The sequence below is a fragment of the Xanthomonas sp. GW genome, assembly GCF_014236815.1.
Classification (GTDB): Bacteria; Pseudomonadota; Gammaproteobacteria; order Xanthomonadales; family Xanthomonadaceae; genus Xanthomonas_A.
In genome coordinates this window covers 5,125,990-5,141,437 of the sequence record NZ_CP051189.1, presented here as the reverse complement: position 1 = coordinate 5,141,437, position 15,448 = coordinate 5,125,990, and the positions used below count along the sequence as shown (strand labels likewise).

The following is a 15,448-nucleotide window of genomic DNA, read 5'->3' as shown; positions in this document are numbered from 1 at the left end:
AGAAAAACGGCAACATCTTCGTCCGACAGGACAAAATGGGCACCAAGGCGAGCATGGAGTGCCTCCTAAGAGGCCGAACGTTGGAGCGGATCAGGCTCTGATCGACGCATTCGGGTGTTGGGCCACATACGAGTTCAGTAGTGAACCTAGATTGTCCTCGTACTTGTAGAACTCGGCGTCCAGCCTGTCCATTTCCGCCTCGTAATCAGGTGTATCAGAGAAGGCTTGACGTTGCGACCACCTGACCCGGCGGTCGTTGTATGGCAATGCGTTCGGAAACCACGAAACCGCTTTGGACAGAAGGTCGTGGGACTTGCCCGCGCCGATGGTCTGCAAGTGGCCAAGGATCTCGACGCAATGGTTGCCCAGCGAGTTCGTGAAAAGTTGGTCGAAGCCACCATTGTGGATCTCGCCGTCCAAGCACCACAGCAAGTAAACAAGCCGCGCTTCAGGAGAGAGGCGGTCGATATGCTCCGTAATTCCGTCGCCCTTGTCGAAGACTACGTCGAGCGCAGCCTTGAAGACCGCATATGCGGGTTCATCCAGCGCTACTGCATCCGCGAATCCGGTGATTTCCATAGGCCCAATGTCCGTGTTGGCCGCGCTAAGCGGCTTGAATGGACGGGCGGAACCCGTCGGTCGGTTATGGCGTAAACCCCAACCCCGTCGCCTTCACCCGCACCCGCGCCAGGATCTTGTGCGAGGTCATGTACAGGGTGCGGCCGTCGTCGCCGAAGGCGCAGTTGGCGACGGGGCCGCCGGTCTCGATGCGGCCCAGGCGGCGGCCGTCGGGTGCGAACACCAGTACGCCGCCGGGGCCGGTGGCGAACAGGCGGCCGTCGCTGGCCACGGCCATGCCGTCCGGCAGGCCGGGGTTGGCGTCGCCGACGATGTCGGAGGCATCTGCGAAGACGCGCTTGCCGGTGACCGCGCCGCGCGCGTCCAGCGTGTAGGCGGTCCAGATCGGCCGCGCCGGGTCGGAGTTGGCCACGTACAGGGTGCGTTCGTCGGGCGACAGGGCGATGCCGTTGGGCAGGCTCAGGCTGTCGTCGAGCAGGTGCACGCTGCCGTCGGTGTCCAGCCGGTAGACGCCGTTGTAGCGCAGTTCCTTGACCGGGGAGTTGTCGCCGTCCTTCAGGCCGTACGGCGGGTCGGTGAAGAACACCACGCCATCGCTGCGCCGCACCAGGTCGTTGGGGCTGTTGAGGCGGTGGCCGTCGTAGGCGCTGGCCAGGAGGGTCTTGCGCCGCGTGGCCGGATCGAGCCGGGCGACGGCGCGCGTGCCGGAATCGGCAAGCAGCACGCTGCCTGACGGCTCGGCGTGCATGCCGTTGGCGCCAGCCTCGCGCAAGGCGTCCAGCGGCGGGCCGGCGTAGCCTGACGGCTTGAGGAATACCGACAGGCCGTCGCGCTCGGACCAGCGGTACATGGTGTTCTGCGGCACGTCATTGAACAGCAGGTAGCCGCCGTCGCGAACCCAGGCCGGGCCTTCGGACCAGGTGAAGCCTTCGGCGATGCGCTCGATATGCGCGTCCGCCGCCACCGTGTCGCTAAACGCGGGATCGAATGCGGTGACATGACCGATCACGGGAAAGCGCGGCGCGGGCGGCTGGCTCTTCGCACAACAGGCAAGCAATGCCAGCACGGCGGCGGCGAGCAGGACGCGGGTCGGAAATCGCATCGGAGGATTCCTGGGTGGTGTGGGGCGATGATGCCATCTGCCGGGCGCGTGCTCTTCACCTGGGCGCGCACGCACGGCTGCGTATGCTCGCGGCCACGTTGGCGTCGCTCGTCCGGCTGCAGCGCATCGGCGCGATGGCTACAATCGCCGGCAACATGCCTGGCCGCGGACACGCGCGACAGGCGTTCAAAGGAGAGGCGCACCATGGACTCTGTTTCCCCCGGCGACATCCGCCCACCGCCGCGCGCTGGGCGCCGGCTCGTGCAGCGCGGCACTGCCCTGCTGGCGGCGGCGCTGCTGGCCGCCTGCGCCGGTGCGCACCCTCAACCCTCATCGATTCCCACTACAAAGGAGCGGGCCATGTCGGAGATGACGCCAGAGCAACTGGCACAAGGCGTAGTGCGGCTGATCCTGGCGATCGGCGGCAAGCAGGACCTGACCCCGGCGCAGGTCGCCGCGCATGCGGGCCTGCAGGTGGACGCCGGCGACACCGCGCATGCGTTCAGTGCGTCCGGCCCGGTGGCCGGCGGCGGGCGCTATTCGCTGGAGTCGGTGGCCGATGCCGATGGACAGCCGCCGTCGCGGCTGGACTTCGCTTTCGCGCCGGCATCCGCTTCACCGGCGCACTGCACGCAGCCGCTAGGCGCGTACAAGCAGGCGCTGACCGAGGCCGGTTTCGCCGCGCAATGGATCGCGCCGCCGCGACTGGGCAGCCCGGGGCGCTGGCACTTCGAGCGCGGCGCCGTGGTGGTGTATGCGTTCGTCGGCAACGCTGCCGGCGCGGATGACGCGCAGGCCTGCGTGTCGCTGCTGCAGATCCTGGCCACCGCATAAGGAGATGGGTGATGGCGACCGACGATGACCTGAAGAAGATGGTGGACACGTTCGAGGCGGCGCACGCCAAGGAAGGCCAGGCGCTGCGGCAGATGCTGGACAACACGCCCGAGCTCAAGGCGCGGGTGGAGCAGGCGATCGAGCAGAAGCAGCTGTCCGGGTTCGGGGCGCATCCGCGCGACGGCAACGGCGCGTACCGGCCGAGCACCGGCGAGATCCTGCTGCCGATGGACGTGCTGCGCACCGCCAAGATGGATGCGCCGCGCGACGATTCGGCCAATACCGCGCGGATCATCCTCGGCCACGAGATCGGCCATGCCATCAACAAGACGGCGATCGACACATCCGATACCGCGTTCAAGGACAAGATCGACGAGATCGCCAGGTCGCCCTCGCCGCACGACTACACCGCGGCACTGAAGGCGCACGGCGCCGAGGAGCGCACGCGCGAGTCCAAGGACGAGATTGCCGGGATCAACACGCTGGCCGACTACGTCAAGCACAGCAATCCCAAGGCGACGCTGAAGGATCTGTACAACGCCAGCACGGAGATGGCCAGCTACATCGACAAGGACGGCGAGGGCGCCAAGGCGACCTACAAGGCCAAGGATGGGTTGACCTTCGGCAACGACCTGAAGATCGACGCGAACGCGCCGAAGAACGTCGAGGCGATGGGCAAGCTGTTCTACGACGCGCGCGGCTATCCGCAGAACTACGGCGCGCGCGACCTGGGCATGGTCGCCGAAGCCGAGGACGCCGCGCAGTTGCGCGATCCCAAGCGCGCGCCGCCGGAAGTAAGCGCCGACCTCAAAGCGTTGGGCATCGACCAGGGCAAGGTACCGGCGGAGTGGATCCCGAACGGCTTCCGCGATACCGGCGCGACTCCGCCGGCGCCGCGCGCTGCTGCGCCCGCGGCCGAGCCGACCGGTGCGGATCGCGCGCTGCACGACAAGGTACGCAGCGGCGTCGCCCAGGCCGAGCAGGCGCTGGGCAAGGGCTGGGACGACAACAGCGACCGCATGACCGCCAGCCTGACCCTGCTGGCCAGGCAGAGCGGTTTCAGCGAGCGCGACCAGCTGTCGGTGGGCTTCAACCGGCCCACCGGGGCGCACCAGGGCGGCGAGCTGGCGTTCGTGTACCGCGACGGCGCCACGGCATCGCCCGATCCCTACGCCAACCGAGCGCACATGACGACCAGCGAGGCGATCGCGCGGCCGGCGCAGGAAACCTACCAGCAGCTGCAGGAGCAGACCGCGCAGCAGGCGCAGACCCAGCGCACGGTGCAGGCGCAAGAGCAGGCCACGCAGGCGCAGACCCAGGCCCAGGCGCCGCAGGTGTTGACGCGCTGAGGCATTGCCGGCGCGCCGATACGCGCGCCGGCCTTCGCAGCAATGCGGCAGGTTGCCCGGCAAAAGGGCCAGGGCGTGCCGCGGCGGTGGAGGGGTTGCTGCTGCGCCGGCCGGGCGCGCTATTGCGCCTGCGCCGGCACCGCCAGCACCGCTTCGAACGCAGGCTTGGGCTTGCGCTCGCGGTCGAACAGCAGCGGATAGTTGCGGCGGCCCGGCACCGGGTAGTCGTTCTTCCATGACATGCCGTCGTCCACGCCCCACACGCTGACCCGCGCCAGCTTGTCGCGCTTGCGCCAGAACAGCTGGAACAATTCGGCGTAGCGGTCGCGCAGCTGCGCCTGCACGTCCGCCGGCAGGCCGTCGCGGTACGGATCGAGGAAGCGCTTGAACTCGGGTAGCTGGAACTGTTTGTGCGCCATCCCGGTGCCGATCACCTGGCCTTCCTTGGTTAGCGGCAGCACGTCCACGTCCAGCTCGGTGATCATCACCTTGACCCCGAGCGCGGCGTAGGCGTCGATCGCCGCTTCGATGTCGTGCTGACTGGGATAGTCCAGGCCCCAGTGGCCCTGCATGCCGACGCCGTCGATGCGGATGCCGGCGCGCTGCAGCATCTTCACCATGCGCACGATGCCGTCGCGCTTTTCCGGGCGCCAGGCGTTGAAGTCGTTGTAGTACAGCTGCGCATCCGGCGCGTACTGCGCGGCGAAGCGGAACGCCTGCCGCACCAGCTCGTCGCCGTCGCCGACACGCTCCACCCACTTGGTGTTGCGGTAGCTGCCGTCCTCGTCGATCACCTCGTTGACCACGTCCCAGGCCTGCACCTTGCCGACGTAGCGCCCGGCCACGGCCTGGATGTGCGCGCGCATGCGCTCGAGTTGCGCGTCGCGGCTGTTGGGCCTGCCCTGCGCATCGACGAAGAACCAGTCCGGGGTCTGGTTGTGCCAGACCAGGGTGTGGCCGACCACGAACATGCCGTGGCGGCGGCCGTAGTCGACGAAGGCATCGGCGGCGGCGAAATCGAACACGCCCGGGCGCGGATTGACCACCTCGGCCTTCATCGCGTTCTCGGCGGTGATCGCGTTGAACTGCCGCGGCACCAGTGCGGCGGAGGCGGCGTCCTTGCCGGAGACGATGTCGGCGTTGACCGCGGTGCCGATCAAGAACGCGCCGGCGTAGGCGTCCTTGAGGCCGCGGCTGTCCGCCGCGGCGGTCGGCTGGTCGGCGGCGCCCGCCGTCGCCGTGCCGAGCAGGCAGGCCAGCAGCAGGGTCGCGGTGCGTATGTTGCGCAGTGCAGGCATGGCGGCGGTCCTTGTTCGAGCGTGGATGTCACGCGGAGGCGTGGTGCGTGTGCGGCGACGTGCAGGCGGCGCCTGCATGCCGGCTAGCGCGCCGCTCATGGCTGCACCCGCATCTGCGTGCTGGCGGACTGCAGCGTGTCCGATTCGACATGCAAGGTGATGGTGCCGCTCTTGCCCGGCAGGGTGCGCACGATCGCCAGCGCCAGGCCGTTGAACGCGTTGCGCGTGGGTGCGGCGAACGCTTCCAGGTCGGTGGGATCGCCGTTGTCGGTGGCGACGAGTTCGCCCGGGCCCTCGACGCGGAAGCGCAGCAGGTCGCCCGCGGTGGGCGCGGGAGTGCCGTCGCGGTCGAGCAGGCGCACGGTGACGAAGGCCAGGTCGCGGCCGTCGTTGCGGAGCGTGGTGCGGTTGGGCGTGGCCTGCAGCCGCGCGGCCGGGCCGGCGGTGCGCACGCGCTCGCTGGCCCAGGGCTTGCCGTCCTTGTAGGCCTGCACGCGCAGTTCGCCCGGCGTGTAGACCACCTCGTCCCAGCGCAGCCGGTACTGCAGCGGCGCCTTCTTCTTGCGGCCTTGCGAGACGCCATTGACGAACAGCTCGGCCTCGTCGCCGGAGGTGAACACGTGCACCGGCGTGACCTGGCCCTCGCGGCCCGGCCAGGTCCAGTGCGGCAGCAGATGCGCGATCGGCAATTCGGGGCGCCAGCGCGCCTGGTACAGCCAATAGCGGTCCTTGGGAAAACCGGCCAGGTCGAAGATGCCGGAGTAGGAACTGCGCGAGGAGTAGTACGGGGTCGGTTCGCCCAGGTAGTCGAAGCCGGTCCACACGAACTCGCCGGCGACGAAGGGATGCGTGTCGAGCGAAGCGAACACCTTGTCGGCACTGGCACCGAAATCCACCGCGTGCAGTTCGTAGGCGCTGACCTGGTGCGCGATTGCATCGCCACCGCGGCCGTCGCGTACTGGCGCGCTGTTGTCCGCGGTGACCGGGAACAGGTACACGCCGCGGCTGCTCAGCGCCGAGGCAGTCTCGCTGCTGAAGATCGGCGTGTGCGGGAAGCGCGCATGGAACAGCGGATATTGCGGCGGCTTGCGGATGCGCTCGGTGCTGGCGAACTCCGGCGTGTCGCGGATGCCTTCGCCCTGGTAGTTGAGGCCGATCACGTCCAGCGCCGCAGGCAGCGGCATGTCCGGCGCGGCGTAGTTCATCGCCGCGGTGGCCAGGCGGGTGGGATCTTCTTCGTGCACGATGGCCTGCAGGCGCTGGGCGATCGCCGCGCCGGCTTCGCCGGTGTATTGCTCGCCGACTTCGTTGCCCACGCTCCACAGGATCACCGACGGATGGTTGCGGTCGCGGCGCAGCAGCGCGCGCAGGTCCGGCTCGTGCCAGTCGGCGAACAGCAGGTGGAAATCCAGCGGGGTCTTCTTCATTTCCCAGCTGTCGAAGATCTCGTCGACCACCAGCAGGCCCATGCGGTCGGTCAGTTCCAGCAACTCCGGTGCCGGTGGGTTGTGGCTCATGCGGATCGCGTTGGCGCCCATGCCTTGCAGCAATTGCAGCTGGCGCTCGGCAGCGCGCAGGTTGAACGCCGCGCCGAGCGCGCCGAGGTCGTGGTGGTTGTTGACGCCGCGGATCGGCACGTGTTTGCCGTTGACCAGCAGGCCGCGCGCCGGATCCCAGCGCAGCGTGCGCACGCCGAATGGGGTTTCGTAGCGATCGACCACGCGCCCGTTCTGCGTCACCTCGGTGACCGCGACGTAGCGGTGCGGTTTCTGCGTCGGCGGCGGTCCCCACAACTGCGGCTTGGCGATGCGCGCGCTGCCGTCGAGCGTGGTGCTGGCGCGCGCGGCGATGCGGGTGCTGACCGCGGCGATCCGCGCCACCGCCGCGCCTTGCCGGCGGCCCTCGGCATCCAGCGCATAGATCGCGGTGCTGGCCTGCACCTGCGCCGCCGCGTCGCCGCTGTTGTCCAGCGTCACCGCCACCCGCACCGTCGCCGCCTGCGCCGACACCTGCGGCGTGCTGACCTGCGTGCCCCACTGGCCAACATGCACCGGCGCGGTCTTGCTCAGCCACACGCTGCGGTACAGGCCGCCGCCGGGATACCAGCGCGCCGACTCGGGCGGGTTGTCCAGACGGATCGCCAGTTGGTTGCTGCCGCCGGGCACCAGGTACGGGGTCAGGTCCACGCGCCAGGAGCTGTAGCCATACGGCCAGCCGCCGACCAGGCGGCCGTTGAGCCACACCGTGGCGTAGGACATCGCGCCGTCGATGTCGAGGAACACCGCGCGGCCGCGGTCGCTGGCGGGAATATCCAGGCGTTTGCGATACCAGCCCACGCCCCAGCTCGGCAGCCGACCCATGCCGCCGTACGGGCCGTCCTTCAGGAACGGACCGGCGATCGCCCAGTCGTGCGGCAGGTCCACGCGGGTCCACGCGCTGTCGTCGAAATCGGCGCGCACGAAGGCCACGTCGCTGCCCGGGTCGCCGGGGGGGCGCTGGTGGCGTTGAGTCGGGTCGGCGATGAAGGCATTGCCGGTGGGCAGGATCCACGGCTTGAGTACCGGCCGGGTGCGTGCCGCGACATGGTCGGCGGCGTCGGGGCGGGCATCGGCGACCTTGCCGTCGGCGCTGCGTTCGATCTCCGGGCGCACGTCGTAGTCCAGCGTGTCGCCGACGCCGGGCGCATCGCCGCGATGGAAGCGCCAATCGGCATCCAGCGACAGCCGCTCGCGTGGGGGCGGCGACTGCGGCGCCGGCGCCGCGTCGACGCTGCCGGCGGCAAGCGAGGCCAGCGCCAGCAGCGGTGCGAGCGCGTGTCGCCGCGCGCGCCTGGGCACCGCCACGGCCGTGCGCGCAGGTTCGCGCGCCGATGCGGCGACGGCGCAGGCGACACCCGCTGTCACAACCGGTAGGCCTGCTTCGGCAACCGATATGCCAGGTCCAGTGCGACCTCGGCCGCTTCGTCCTCGTCGAGGCGATGCTCGGCCACAAGTTTGGCCAGGAACGCGCAATCGACGCGGCGCGCGACGTCGTGCCGCGCCGGGATCGACAGGAACGCGCGGGTGTCGTCGTTGAAGCCGACTGTGTTGTAGAAGCCGGCGCTGGCCAGGGTCTGCTCGCGAAAGCGCCACATGCCTTCCGGCGCATCGTGGAACCACCAGGCCGGGCCGAGCAGCAGGGCGGGGTAGTGTCCGGCCAGTGGCGCCAGTTCGCGCGCGTAAGTGCTCTCGTCCAGGGTGAACAGGATCAGGGTGAAGCCCGGCGTGTTGCCGAAGCGGTCCAGCAGCGGCTTGAGCGCGTGCACGTAGTCGGTGCGCAGCGGCAGGTCGGCGCCCTTGTCGCGGCCGTAGCGCGCGAACAGCGCGCGGTTGTGGTTGCGGAAGCAGCCGGGATGCAGCTGCATCACCAGGCCATCGTCCACGCTCATCGCCGCCATTTCGGTCAGCATCTGCGCGCGGAACAGTTCCGCGTCCGCGGCGCTGGCGCCGCCGCCGCGCACCCGCGCGAACAGCCGCGCGGCCTCGGCCGCGGGCAGGTCGGCGGTGGCCGCGCTGGGGTGGCCATGGTCGGTGGAGGTGGCGCCCATCTGCGCGAAGAACGCGCGGCGCTGGCGATGCGCGCGCAGGTAGCCGTCCCAGGCGTACACGTCCTCGCCGGTCAGCTCGCCGAAACGGTGCAGCGCATCGGGAAACTGCTCGTGTTCCGGGTCGATCACCGCATCGGGGCGGTAGGCGGTGATCACCCGCCCGCCCCAGCCGCTGGCGCGGATCGTGGCGTGGTGCTGCAACGGATCCAGCGGCGATTCGGTGGTGGCGATCACCTCGATGCCGAACCGATCGAACAGCGCGCGCGGCCGGAATGCCGGCGTCTGCAGCGCCTCGCCGATGTGGTCGTAGTACAGGTCGGCGCTGGCCGCGTCCAGGCGCACGCGCAGGCCGAACACCTCGTGGAAGACATGGTTCAGCCACAGCGCCGACGGCGTGCCGCGCAGTAGCTGGAAGCGTTCGGCGAACACGCGCCAGGCCGCGCGCGGGTCCACCGCGGCGCGGCTGCCGTCGGCGCGCGGGATGCCCAGCGCATCCAGGTCCACGCCCTGGCTGTAGAGCATGCGGAACACGTAGTGGTCGGGCACCAGCAGCAGTTCGGTGGCGTTGGCGAACGGCGCATCCTCGGCGAACCAGGCCGGATCGGTGTGGCCGTGCGGGCTGACGATCGGCAACGCGGCGACCTGCGCGTACAGGCGGCGCGCGATCGCGCGCGTGCCCGGCTCCGGCGGCAGCAGGCGATCGGGATGCAGGGACAGGGCGGGGGAGGACAGGGTCATGGTCGGGATGCGGGTCGTGGAATGATGATGGTCGGAGGCAGCGCGCTTGGCGCTACGGCTTGCTCGCCACGTAGCCGCGCAGCCAGGCCAGCGCCGGGCGCTCGCTGCCGTCGTCGCGGATCAGGTAGGCGCCTTCCTTGTCGCGCCACAGGCCGCGGCGGAAGCCCCACAGGGTCACCCCGCGCACGCTCGGGTGTTCCCAGAACAGCGGGAACACGCGTTGGTAGTCGGCCAGTTGCTGCGCATCGGTGGGGCCGTCCAGGTCGAGTTCGGTGACGTAGATCGGCAGGCCGGTCGCGGCCAGCGTGTCGAGGTTGGCGCGGTGGACCGAGATCGGCACGTCCGCCCGCGTCTCGAAGGCATGTTGCTGCAGGCCGATCGCATCGATCAGTCGCTCGCGCTGCAGCAGCTGGATGACGTGCAGGTACTGGCGCGTGGCGTCGGCACTGTTGGTGATGCCGTAGTCGTTGATCATCAGCTTGGCATGGGGGAAATGGCGCCGCGCCAGACGGAACGACTGCAGCACCCAATCCCAGCCGGTGCTGCCGGTGCCGCCCAGCGCCCGCAGGTAGTTGCCGCTGTCGTCCTTCCTGTCGTCGGGCTGATTGTGGCCTGGCAGGGTTTCGTTGGCCACCTCCAGCAGGTCGATGTCCGGATAGCGCTGCGCCACCGCGGCGAACCACTGCTCGATCGCGGCGCGCTGCTCCGTCGGCGACAGCGTCCGCATCCACAGCGGCTGCTGGCTGCCCCAGATCAGCACGTGCATCTGGAACGGCATGTTGTTGCGCTTGGCCAGGGTGTAGGCTTCATCGAGTGCGCTCCAGTCCATGCGCCCGCGCACCGCTTCCGCGCTGCCCCATTTGCCGGCGTTCTCGGGCGTGACCTTGTTCCAGTAGCGGGTGAAGTCCTGCGTCTGCGATGGGCCATAGGCACTGCCTAGGAAGCGCTGCTTGCCGGCGGCCAGCGGCGCGGCGCCGGCCGCAGCGGAAGCGGCCAGCGACAGCGCGAACAAGATCGATGCGATCGTTTTCATCATGGCATCTCATGGTGGAAGAGCGGGGTGGAACGGTGTTGGATGGATGCGGATACGCTCGCGCGTCTGCGCTTTTCGGCATGCGCCAGGCAGGCCCGGTCAGGCATGCTCTTCCAGCTCCGCCGGCTGCAGGCGCGGCGCCAGCCATTGCACCAGCGCCAGCGCCAGCAGGTAGGCCGAGCCGGCCATCAGGAACACCGGCACGTAGCTGCCCGTGGCCTCGAGCAGGAAGCCGATGAAGGTGGCGATCAGCATGCCGCCGACCGCGCCGGCGAAGCCGCCGATGCCGACCACGGTGGCCACCGCGTGGCGCGGGAACATGTCCGAGGGCAGGGTGAACAGGTTCGCCGACCAGCCCTGGTGCGCGGCGGTGGCCAGGCCGATCAGGCCTACCGCCAGCCACAGGTTGTCGGCGCGCGCGGCGAACACGATCGGCACCACCGACAGCGCGCAGATCAGCATCGCGGTCTTGCGCGCGCGGTTGACGCTCCAGCCGCGGGCGATGAAGCGCCCGGCAATCCAGCCACCGGTGATGCTGCCGACGTCGGCGAGCACGAAGATCACGATCAGCGGCGCGCCGAGCTGCAGCAGGCTCAGTCCGTACTCGGCATGCAGGAACTTGGGCAGCCAGAACAGGAAGAACCACCAGATCGGATCGGTAACGAACTTCGCCACCACGAACGCCCATGCTTGGCGGTGGCGCAGCACCTGCGCCCAGCTTAGGCGCTGCATCGGTTCCGGCGGGTCGCTGCGGATATGCGCCAGTTCCGCCGCGCTCAGGCGCGGCTGCTGCTCGGGCGCGCGATAGTTCAGCCACCACACCGCCAGCCAGGTGGCGCTGAGCGCGCCGGTGAACAGGAACGCCGACTGCCAGCCCCAGGTGCTGGCGATCACCGGCACCAGCAGCGGGGCGACGATGGCGCCGATGTTGGAGCCGGAATTGAAGATGCCGGTGGCCAGCGCGCGCTCGCGCCGCGGAAACCATTCGGCCACGGTCTTGATTGCCGCCGGGAAGTTGCCCGATTCGCCCAGGCCCAGGAAGAAGCGCGCGATCGCGAAGCCGATGACGGTGGTGGCCAGCGCATGGCTCATCGCCGCCAGGCTCCAGATGCCGATCGCCAGCGCGTAGCCGGCGCGCGTGCCGAAGCGGTCGATCACCGCGCCGCTGCACAGCAGGCCCAGCGCGTAGGCGGCCTGGAACGCGGTGACGATGTAGCCGTATTCGATCTCGTTCCAGCCGATCTGCACCTGCAGGAACGGCGCCAACACGCCGAGCACCTGGCGGTCGATGTAGTTGATGGTGGTGGCGGCCAGCAGCAGCGCGCAGATGCGCCAGCGCATGCGCCCCAGGCGGGCGCCGGTGGTGTTGTCGGCGGTGTCGGTGGCATCGGCGCCCGGCGAAGGAATCATGTGCGCGATACCGGCATGGCGACCTGGATATGCGCGCCGTGCTGCGGAGGTCGGCAGCGGCATGCGGCGCTGCATCCGTGCAGCTGTCGGATATTGCGATGCAGCACGCTATCTGCGCTGTTCCCGGCTCGGTGCATACGCTTCGATCCCCACAGGGCGCGGCGGTCGCCGCCGTTTGGTAGCGCTATCATTAGCACGCCGCCGCAGGCGATCCATCGTGCACAGCAGCACGAAACGCGATGCCGACGCCGATATGCGACGTGCATCCGCCATACCAGGCGCACGTTTTCCGGAATGTATCGGTATGCAGCGGGTTTATGTTGCCCTGCAGCGTGACAGCCATCCTGGTAGCGCTAACATCCGCGGCCACTGCCCAAGCATGGGCATTTGAAGTCGCTGCACGTTTTTCCGTCACTCGGGCAATTCGTCGGCTGGTCGCTCCGCGTCACACTGCACGGAGCCGCAGGTCGCCTGTTTTTTGGGGAGGATCACGGTGAAGAACAGTTACGCGCGCACCACGTTGTCTCATGCACTGGCCACCGCATTGCTCGGCATGGCCGCCGGCAGCGCCTGGGCGCAGACCGCGCCTCCAACAGAAGCGCCTGCGGCGCAGGCGACGCCATCGCCCGCGGCGGCCGGCGACGATGCAGTGAAGCAGCTGGATACGGTCACCGTCTCCGGCTACCGCCGCAGCATCCAGTTCTCCACCGACGCCAAGCGCGATTCGGTGACCTTCAGCGATACCGTGTTCGCCGAGGACATCGGCAAGTTCCCGGACATGAACATCGCCGAGTCGCTCAACCGCATTCCCGGCGTGCAGCTCGCGCGCGACGTCAACGGCGAAGGCTTGAACATCGCCATCCGCGGCCTGGGCACCAGCTTCACCAAGACCACGCTCAACGGCGCCAGCATCGCCACCGCCTCGATCGGTATCAACGCGCAGAACCAGAACCGCGAGGTCGACCTCAACCTGTTTCCGACCGAGTTCTTCACCCAGCTGACGGTGAGCAAGACGCCGACCGCGAGCATGCTCGAAGGCGGCGTGTCCGGCGTGGTCGACATGCGCAGCGCGCGGCCATTCGATCGGCCCGGTACGCATCTGACCTACCAGCTGCAGGGCGACTGGAACAGCACCAGCGAAAAGACCACCCCGCGCGGCGCCGTGATGGGCAGCTGGACCAACGAAGCCGGCACCTTCGGCGCGCTGTTCGGCGTGGCCTCGGTGCGCAGCAAGATCGGCGTGGAAGGGTTCGAGACGGTCGGTTGGACCAATCCGGGCCTGACCTACGCGCAATGTGGATTGACGCCGCCGGCCGGCACGCCGTCGACCAACCAACCGGCCGCGTGCAATGCCAACGGCGGCGGCAACTGGCGCATCCCCGACACCGTGCCGGTCACCGCTGGCGCCGGACTCACTCCGGGAGAGAGCATCGACGCCGCCTGGCTGCTGGCGCACAACCCCGGCCTGAGCATCGCGCAGATCAGCGACGCGCTGATCCCGCGCCTGGGCCGCCGCGTGCAGATGCAGGGCGACCGCGACCGCGACGCCTCGGTGATGTCGCTGGAATGGCGGCCCAGCGACACCGCGCATTTCTATCTGGACACGATGTTCTCCAAGGCCAAGCGCACCACCGATCGGACCAGCATGAACCTGATCGGGCGCAACGGGAACATGATCCCGCTGGACATGCAGCTGGACGGCAACAACGTCGTTACCGAGGCCACCTTCACCAACGCCCAGTACTTCCTGGAAGCGCGTCCGTACCACGAGGACGTCAAGTTCTGGAGCGTCAATCCGGGCGCCGAACTGCTATTCGGCGCGAATCAGGACATCAAGCTCAACGTGCAGGCCAACGCCACGCGCAGCTGGATGGAGCGGCAGTCGCCGAGCATCCTGGTGACCTCGCCGTTCACCACCGTGGACTACAGCAACACCGGTGGCGACCAGCCTTCGATCGACAGCCCGCTTGATCTCAACGATCCGAACCTGGGCTGGGGCTGGACCGGCGGCCGGCTCAACATCAGCAACGAGAAGCGCGAGACCGAGACTCGCGGCGCGCGCGCCGACCTGCAGTTCGGCGAGGACAAGCGCAACATCAAGGTCGGCGTCGCCTACGACCAGGCCGAGCGCCGCATCCGCGGCTTCGACAACAGCACTGCCTGGGAGACCCTGGTGTGCCGTGGCGCCGGCACCACCTGCACCGGCGGCCCCGGCTCGCTGATCCCGCAATCGGCATTGGCCTCGTACCTGAAATCCGGCCAGGGCGGCTTCATCACCGTGGATTTCGATCGCTTCCTGCGCGACAGCGGCTACTACGGCCTGAGCGCCGCCGCGCCGGAGACCAACGCCGCCAACACCGGCGCCTCCACCGGCGGTATCGAGGAAAAGAACTGGGGCTTCTACGTCGAGACCAACGCCGAGACCGACGTGTGGAACCGGTCGATGCGCTTCAACGCCGGCGTGCGCTACGTGACCACCGACCAGACCATCAGCGGCCCGGTCACCGTCGGCGGGGTGCGCCGCTATCAGGTGCTGAATTCGGACTACAACGAACTGCTGCCCTCGTTCAACGTGGCCTGGGACGTGGCCGACAACGTGGTGCTGCGCCTGTCCGGCTCGCGCACGCTGACCCGGCCCGATCCCAGCGCGATGCTGCCCAACACCAACTTCAGCGATCCCTCCGCGCAGACCGCCACCCAGGGCAATTCCAACCTGGCGCCGTACCGCTCCACCAACGTGGACATCGGCGGCGAGTGGTACACCGGCGGCGAAGGCTTCGTCGGCCTGACCCTGTTCGACAAGCGCATTGACGGCTTCACCGTCAACGGCGTGCGCCGCATTCCGTTCCAGGACCTGGGCGTGGCCTACAGCGACCTGACCGCGACCCAGCAGGCCGCGATCGACCAGCGCGGCGGGCCGAACGCGGCCACCGTGGACGTGCAGACCCAGGTCAACGCCGACGGCACGCTCAACATCCGCGGCCTGGAAGCGATCTGGGTGCAGCCGCTGGACCGCCTGCTCGACGGCCTGGGCTTCAGCCTCAACTACACCCACGTCAAGCAGGAGTCCGAGGGCGACGGCATCCAGGCGGTGGCGGTGGGCGTGGCGCCGAACCTGTGGAACGGCACCGTGTACTGGGAGAAGAACAACGCCTCGGTGCGCCTGTCCTACGCCTGGAACGACGACATGATCATTTCCGGCGCCAACCAGAACGGCATCCCGGATGCGCGGCTGATGGCCGACGCGCGCGGACAGCTGGACCTGTCGGCCAGCTACACGCTGGCGTGGATGCGCTCGGCGCCGCAGATCACCCTCAACGTCACCAACCTCACCGACGAACCGCTGCGCACCACCTTCCAGTATCCGAACGCCACCTACGACCTGTACCAGCCCGGACGCACCATCATGCTCGGCATCCGCGGCTCGTTCTGATCCTGGCGCCGGGCGCGGTGCCCCGCTGCGGCGAGGCACCGCGCGCGCGGCCGGCAGTGGGCCTGCCGCCAGACGCGCCGCAACCG

General features: G+C 68.9%; 10 protein-coding genes. 3 read left to right on the top strand and 7 right to left on the bottom strand.

The window, feature by feature from the left end:
- Nucleotides 1-90: 90 nt before the first annotated feature.
- Together HEP73_RS22035 and HEP73_RS22030 are read right to left on the bottom strand one after the other, a co-directional pair.
- The gene (locus HEP73_RS22035) at nucleotides 91-579 is read right to left on the bottom strand and encodes a DMP19 family protein (protein ID WP_185821578.1); all 489 of its coding nucleotides are present in this window, start codon (nucleotides 577-579) and stop codon (nucleotides 91-93) included.
- Nucleotides 580-643: 64 nt separating this feature from the next.
- Nucleotides 644-1,681 (bottom strand): SMP-30/gluconolactonase/LRE family protein, encoded by a 1,038-nt coding sequence (locus tag HEP73_RS22030; RefSeq protein WP_185821577.1) that lies wholly within the window; start codon nucleotides 1,679-1,681, stop codon nucleotides 644-646.
- Nucleotides 1,682-2,041: 360 nt separating this feature from the next.
- On the opposite strand from HEP73_RS22030, the gene HEP73_RS22025 reads away from it, so the two are divergent.
- Both HEP73_RS22025 and HEP73_RS22020 read left to right on the top strand, forming a co-directional pair.
- Nucleotides 2,042-2,515, top strand: a complete 474-nt coding sequence (locus HEP73_RS22025) for a hypothetical protein (RefSeq protein ID WP_255423605.1) — start codon at nucleotides 2,042-2,044, stop codon at nucleotides 2,513-2,515.
- An 11-nt stretch (nucleotides 2,516-2,526) separates the two neighbouring features.
- On the top strand, nucleotides 2,527-3,864 hold the full coding sequence (locus HEP73_RS22020) for an XVIPCD domain-containing protein (protein WP_185821575.1): 1,338 nt from the start codon (nucleotides 2,527-2,529) through the stop codon (nucleotides 3,862-3,864).
- A gap of 119 nt (nucleotides 3,865-3,983) precedes the next feature.
- Here the strand turns inward: HEP73_RS22020 and HEP73_RS22015 are convergent, their stop codons facing one another.
- The 5 genes from HEP73_RS22015 to HEP73_RS21995 all read right to left on the bottom strand — a co-directional run bounded on the left by HEP73_RS22015 (nucleotide 3,984) and on the right by HEP73_RS21995 (nucleotide 11,929).
- Entirely contained in the window at nucleotides 3,984-5,162 is a 1,179-nt protein-coding gene (locus HEP73_RS22015; protein WP_185821574.1) for an endo-1,4-beta-xylanase, read from the bottom strand.
- Between the two features lie 95 nt (nucleotides 5,163-5,257).
- A complete protein-coding gene (gene galB, locus HEP73_RS22010) occupies nucleotides 5,258-7,954 on the bottom strand; it encodes a beta-galactosidase GalB (protein ID WP_255423820.1) in 2,697 nt (898 codons plus the stop codon).
- A 107-nt stretch (nucleotides 7,955-8,061) separates the two neighbouring features.
- Nucleotides 8,062-9,480 carry a glucuronate isomerase gene (gene uxaC, locus HEP73_RS22005; protein ID WP_185823549.1) on the bottom strand — a complete coding sequence of 473 codons (1,419 nt, stop codon included), beginning with the start codon at nucleotides 9,478-9,480 and terminating at the stop codon, nucleotides 8,062-8,064.
- 58 nt (nucleotides 9,481-9,538) lie between these two features.
- A complete protein-coding gene (locus tag HEP73_RS22000) occupies nucleotides 9,539-10,519 on the bottom strand; it encodes an endo-1,4-beta-xylanase (protein ID WP_185821572.1) in 981 nt (326 codons plus the stop codon).
- Between the two features lie 99 nt (nucleotides 10,520-10,618).
- Nucleotides 10,619-11,929 (bottom strand): MFS transporter, encoded by a 1,311-nt coding sequence (locus HEP73_RS21995; RefSeq protein WP_185821571.1) that lies wholly within the window; start codon nucleotides 11,927-11,929, stop codon nucleotides 10,619-10,621.
- A gap of 493 nt (nucleotides 11,930-12,422) precedes the next feature.
- Here HEP73_RS21995 and HEP73_RS21990 point away from each other — a divergent pair, with 493 nt between their 5' ends.
- Nucleotides 12,423-15,362 carry a TonB-dependent receptor gene (locus HEP73_RS21990; protein ID WP_185821570.1) on the top strand — a complete coding sequence of 980 codons (2,940 nt, stop codon included), beginning with the start codon at nucleotides 12,423-12,425 and terminating at the stop codon, nucleotides 15,360-15,362.
- Nucleotides 15,363-15,448: the final 86 nt, after the last annotated feature.

Excerpts from the sequence above, each read along its gene's own strand:
- HEP73_RS22035 (WP_185821578.1), bottom strand. The coding sequence starts at position 579 with ATGGAAATCACCGGATTCGCGGATGCAGTAGCGCTGGATGAACCCGCA.
- HEP73_RS22030 (WP_185821577.1), bottom strand. The coding sequence starts at position 1,681 with ATGCGATTTCCGACCCGCGTCCTGCTCGCCGCCGCCGTGCTGGCATTG.
- HEP73_RS22025 (WP_255423605.1), top strand. The coding sequence starts at position 2,042 with ATGTCGGAGATGACGCCAGAGCAACTGGCACAAGGCGTAGTGCGGCTG.
- HEP73_RS22020 (WP_185821575.1), top strand. The coding sequence starts at position 2,527 with ATGGCGACCGACGATGACCTGAAGAAGATGGTGGACACGTTCGAGGCG.
- HEP73_RS22015 (WP_185821574.1), bottom strand. The coding sequence starts at position 5,162 with ATGCCTGCACTGCGCAACATACGCACCGCGACCCTGCTGCTGGCCTGC.
- HEP73_RS22000 (WP_185821572.1), bottom strand. The coding sequence starts at position 10,519 with ATGAAAACGATCGCATCGATCTTGTTCGCGCTGTCGCTGGCCGCTTCC.
- HEP73_RS21995 (WP_185821571.1), bottom strand. The coding sequence starts at position 11,929 with ATGATTCCTTCGCCGGGCGCCGATGCCACCGACACCGCCGACAACACC.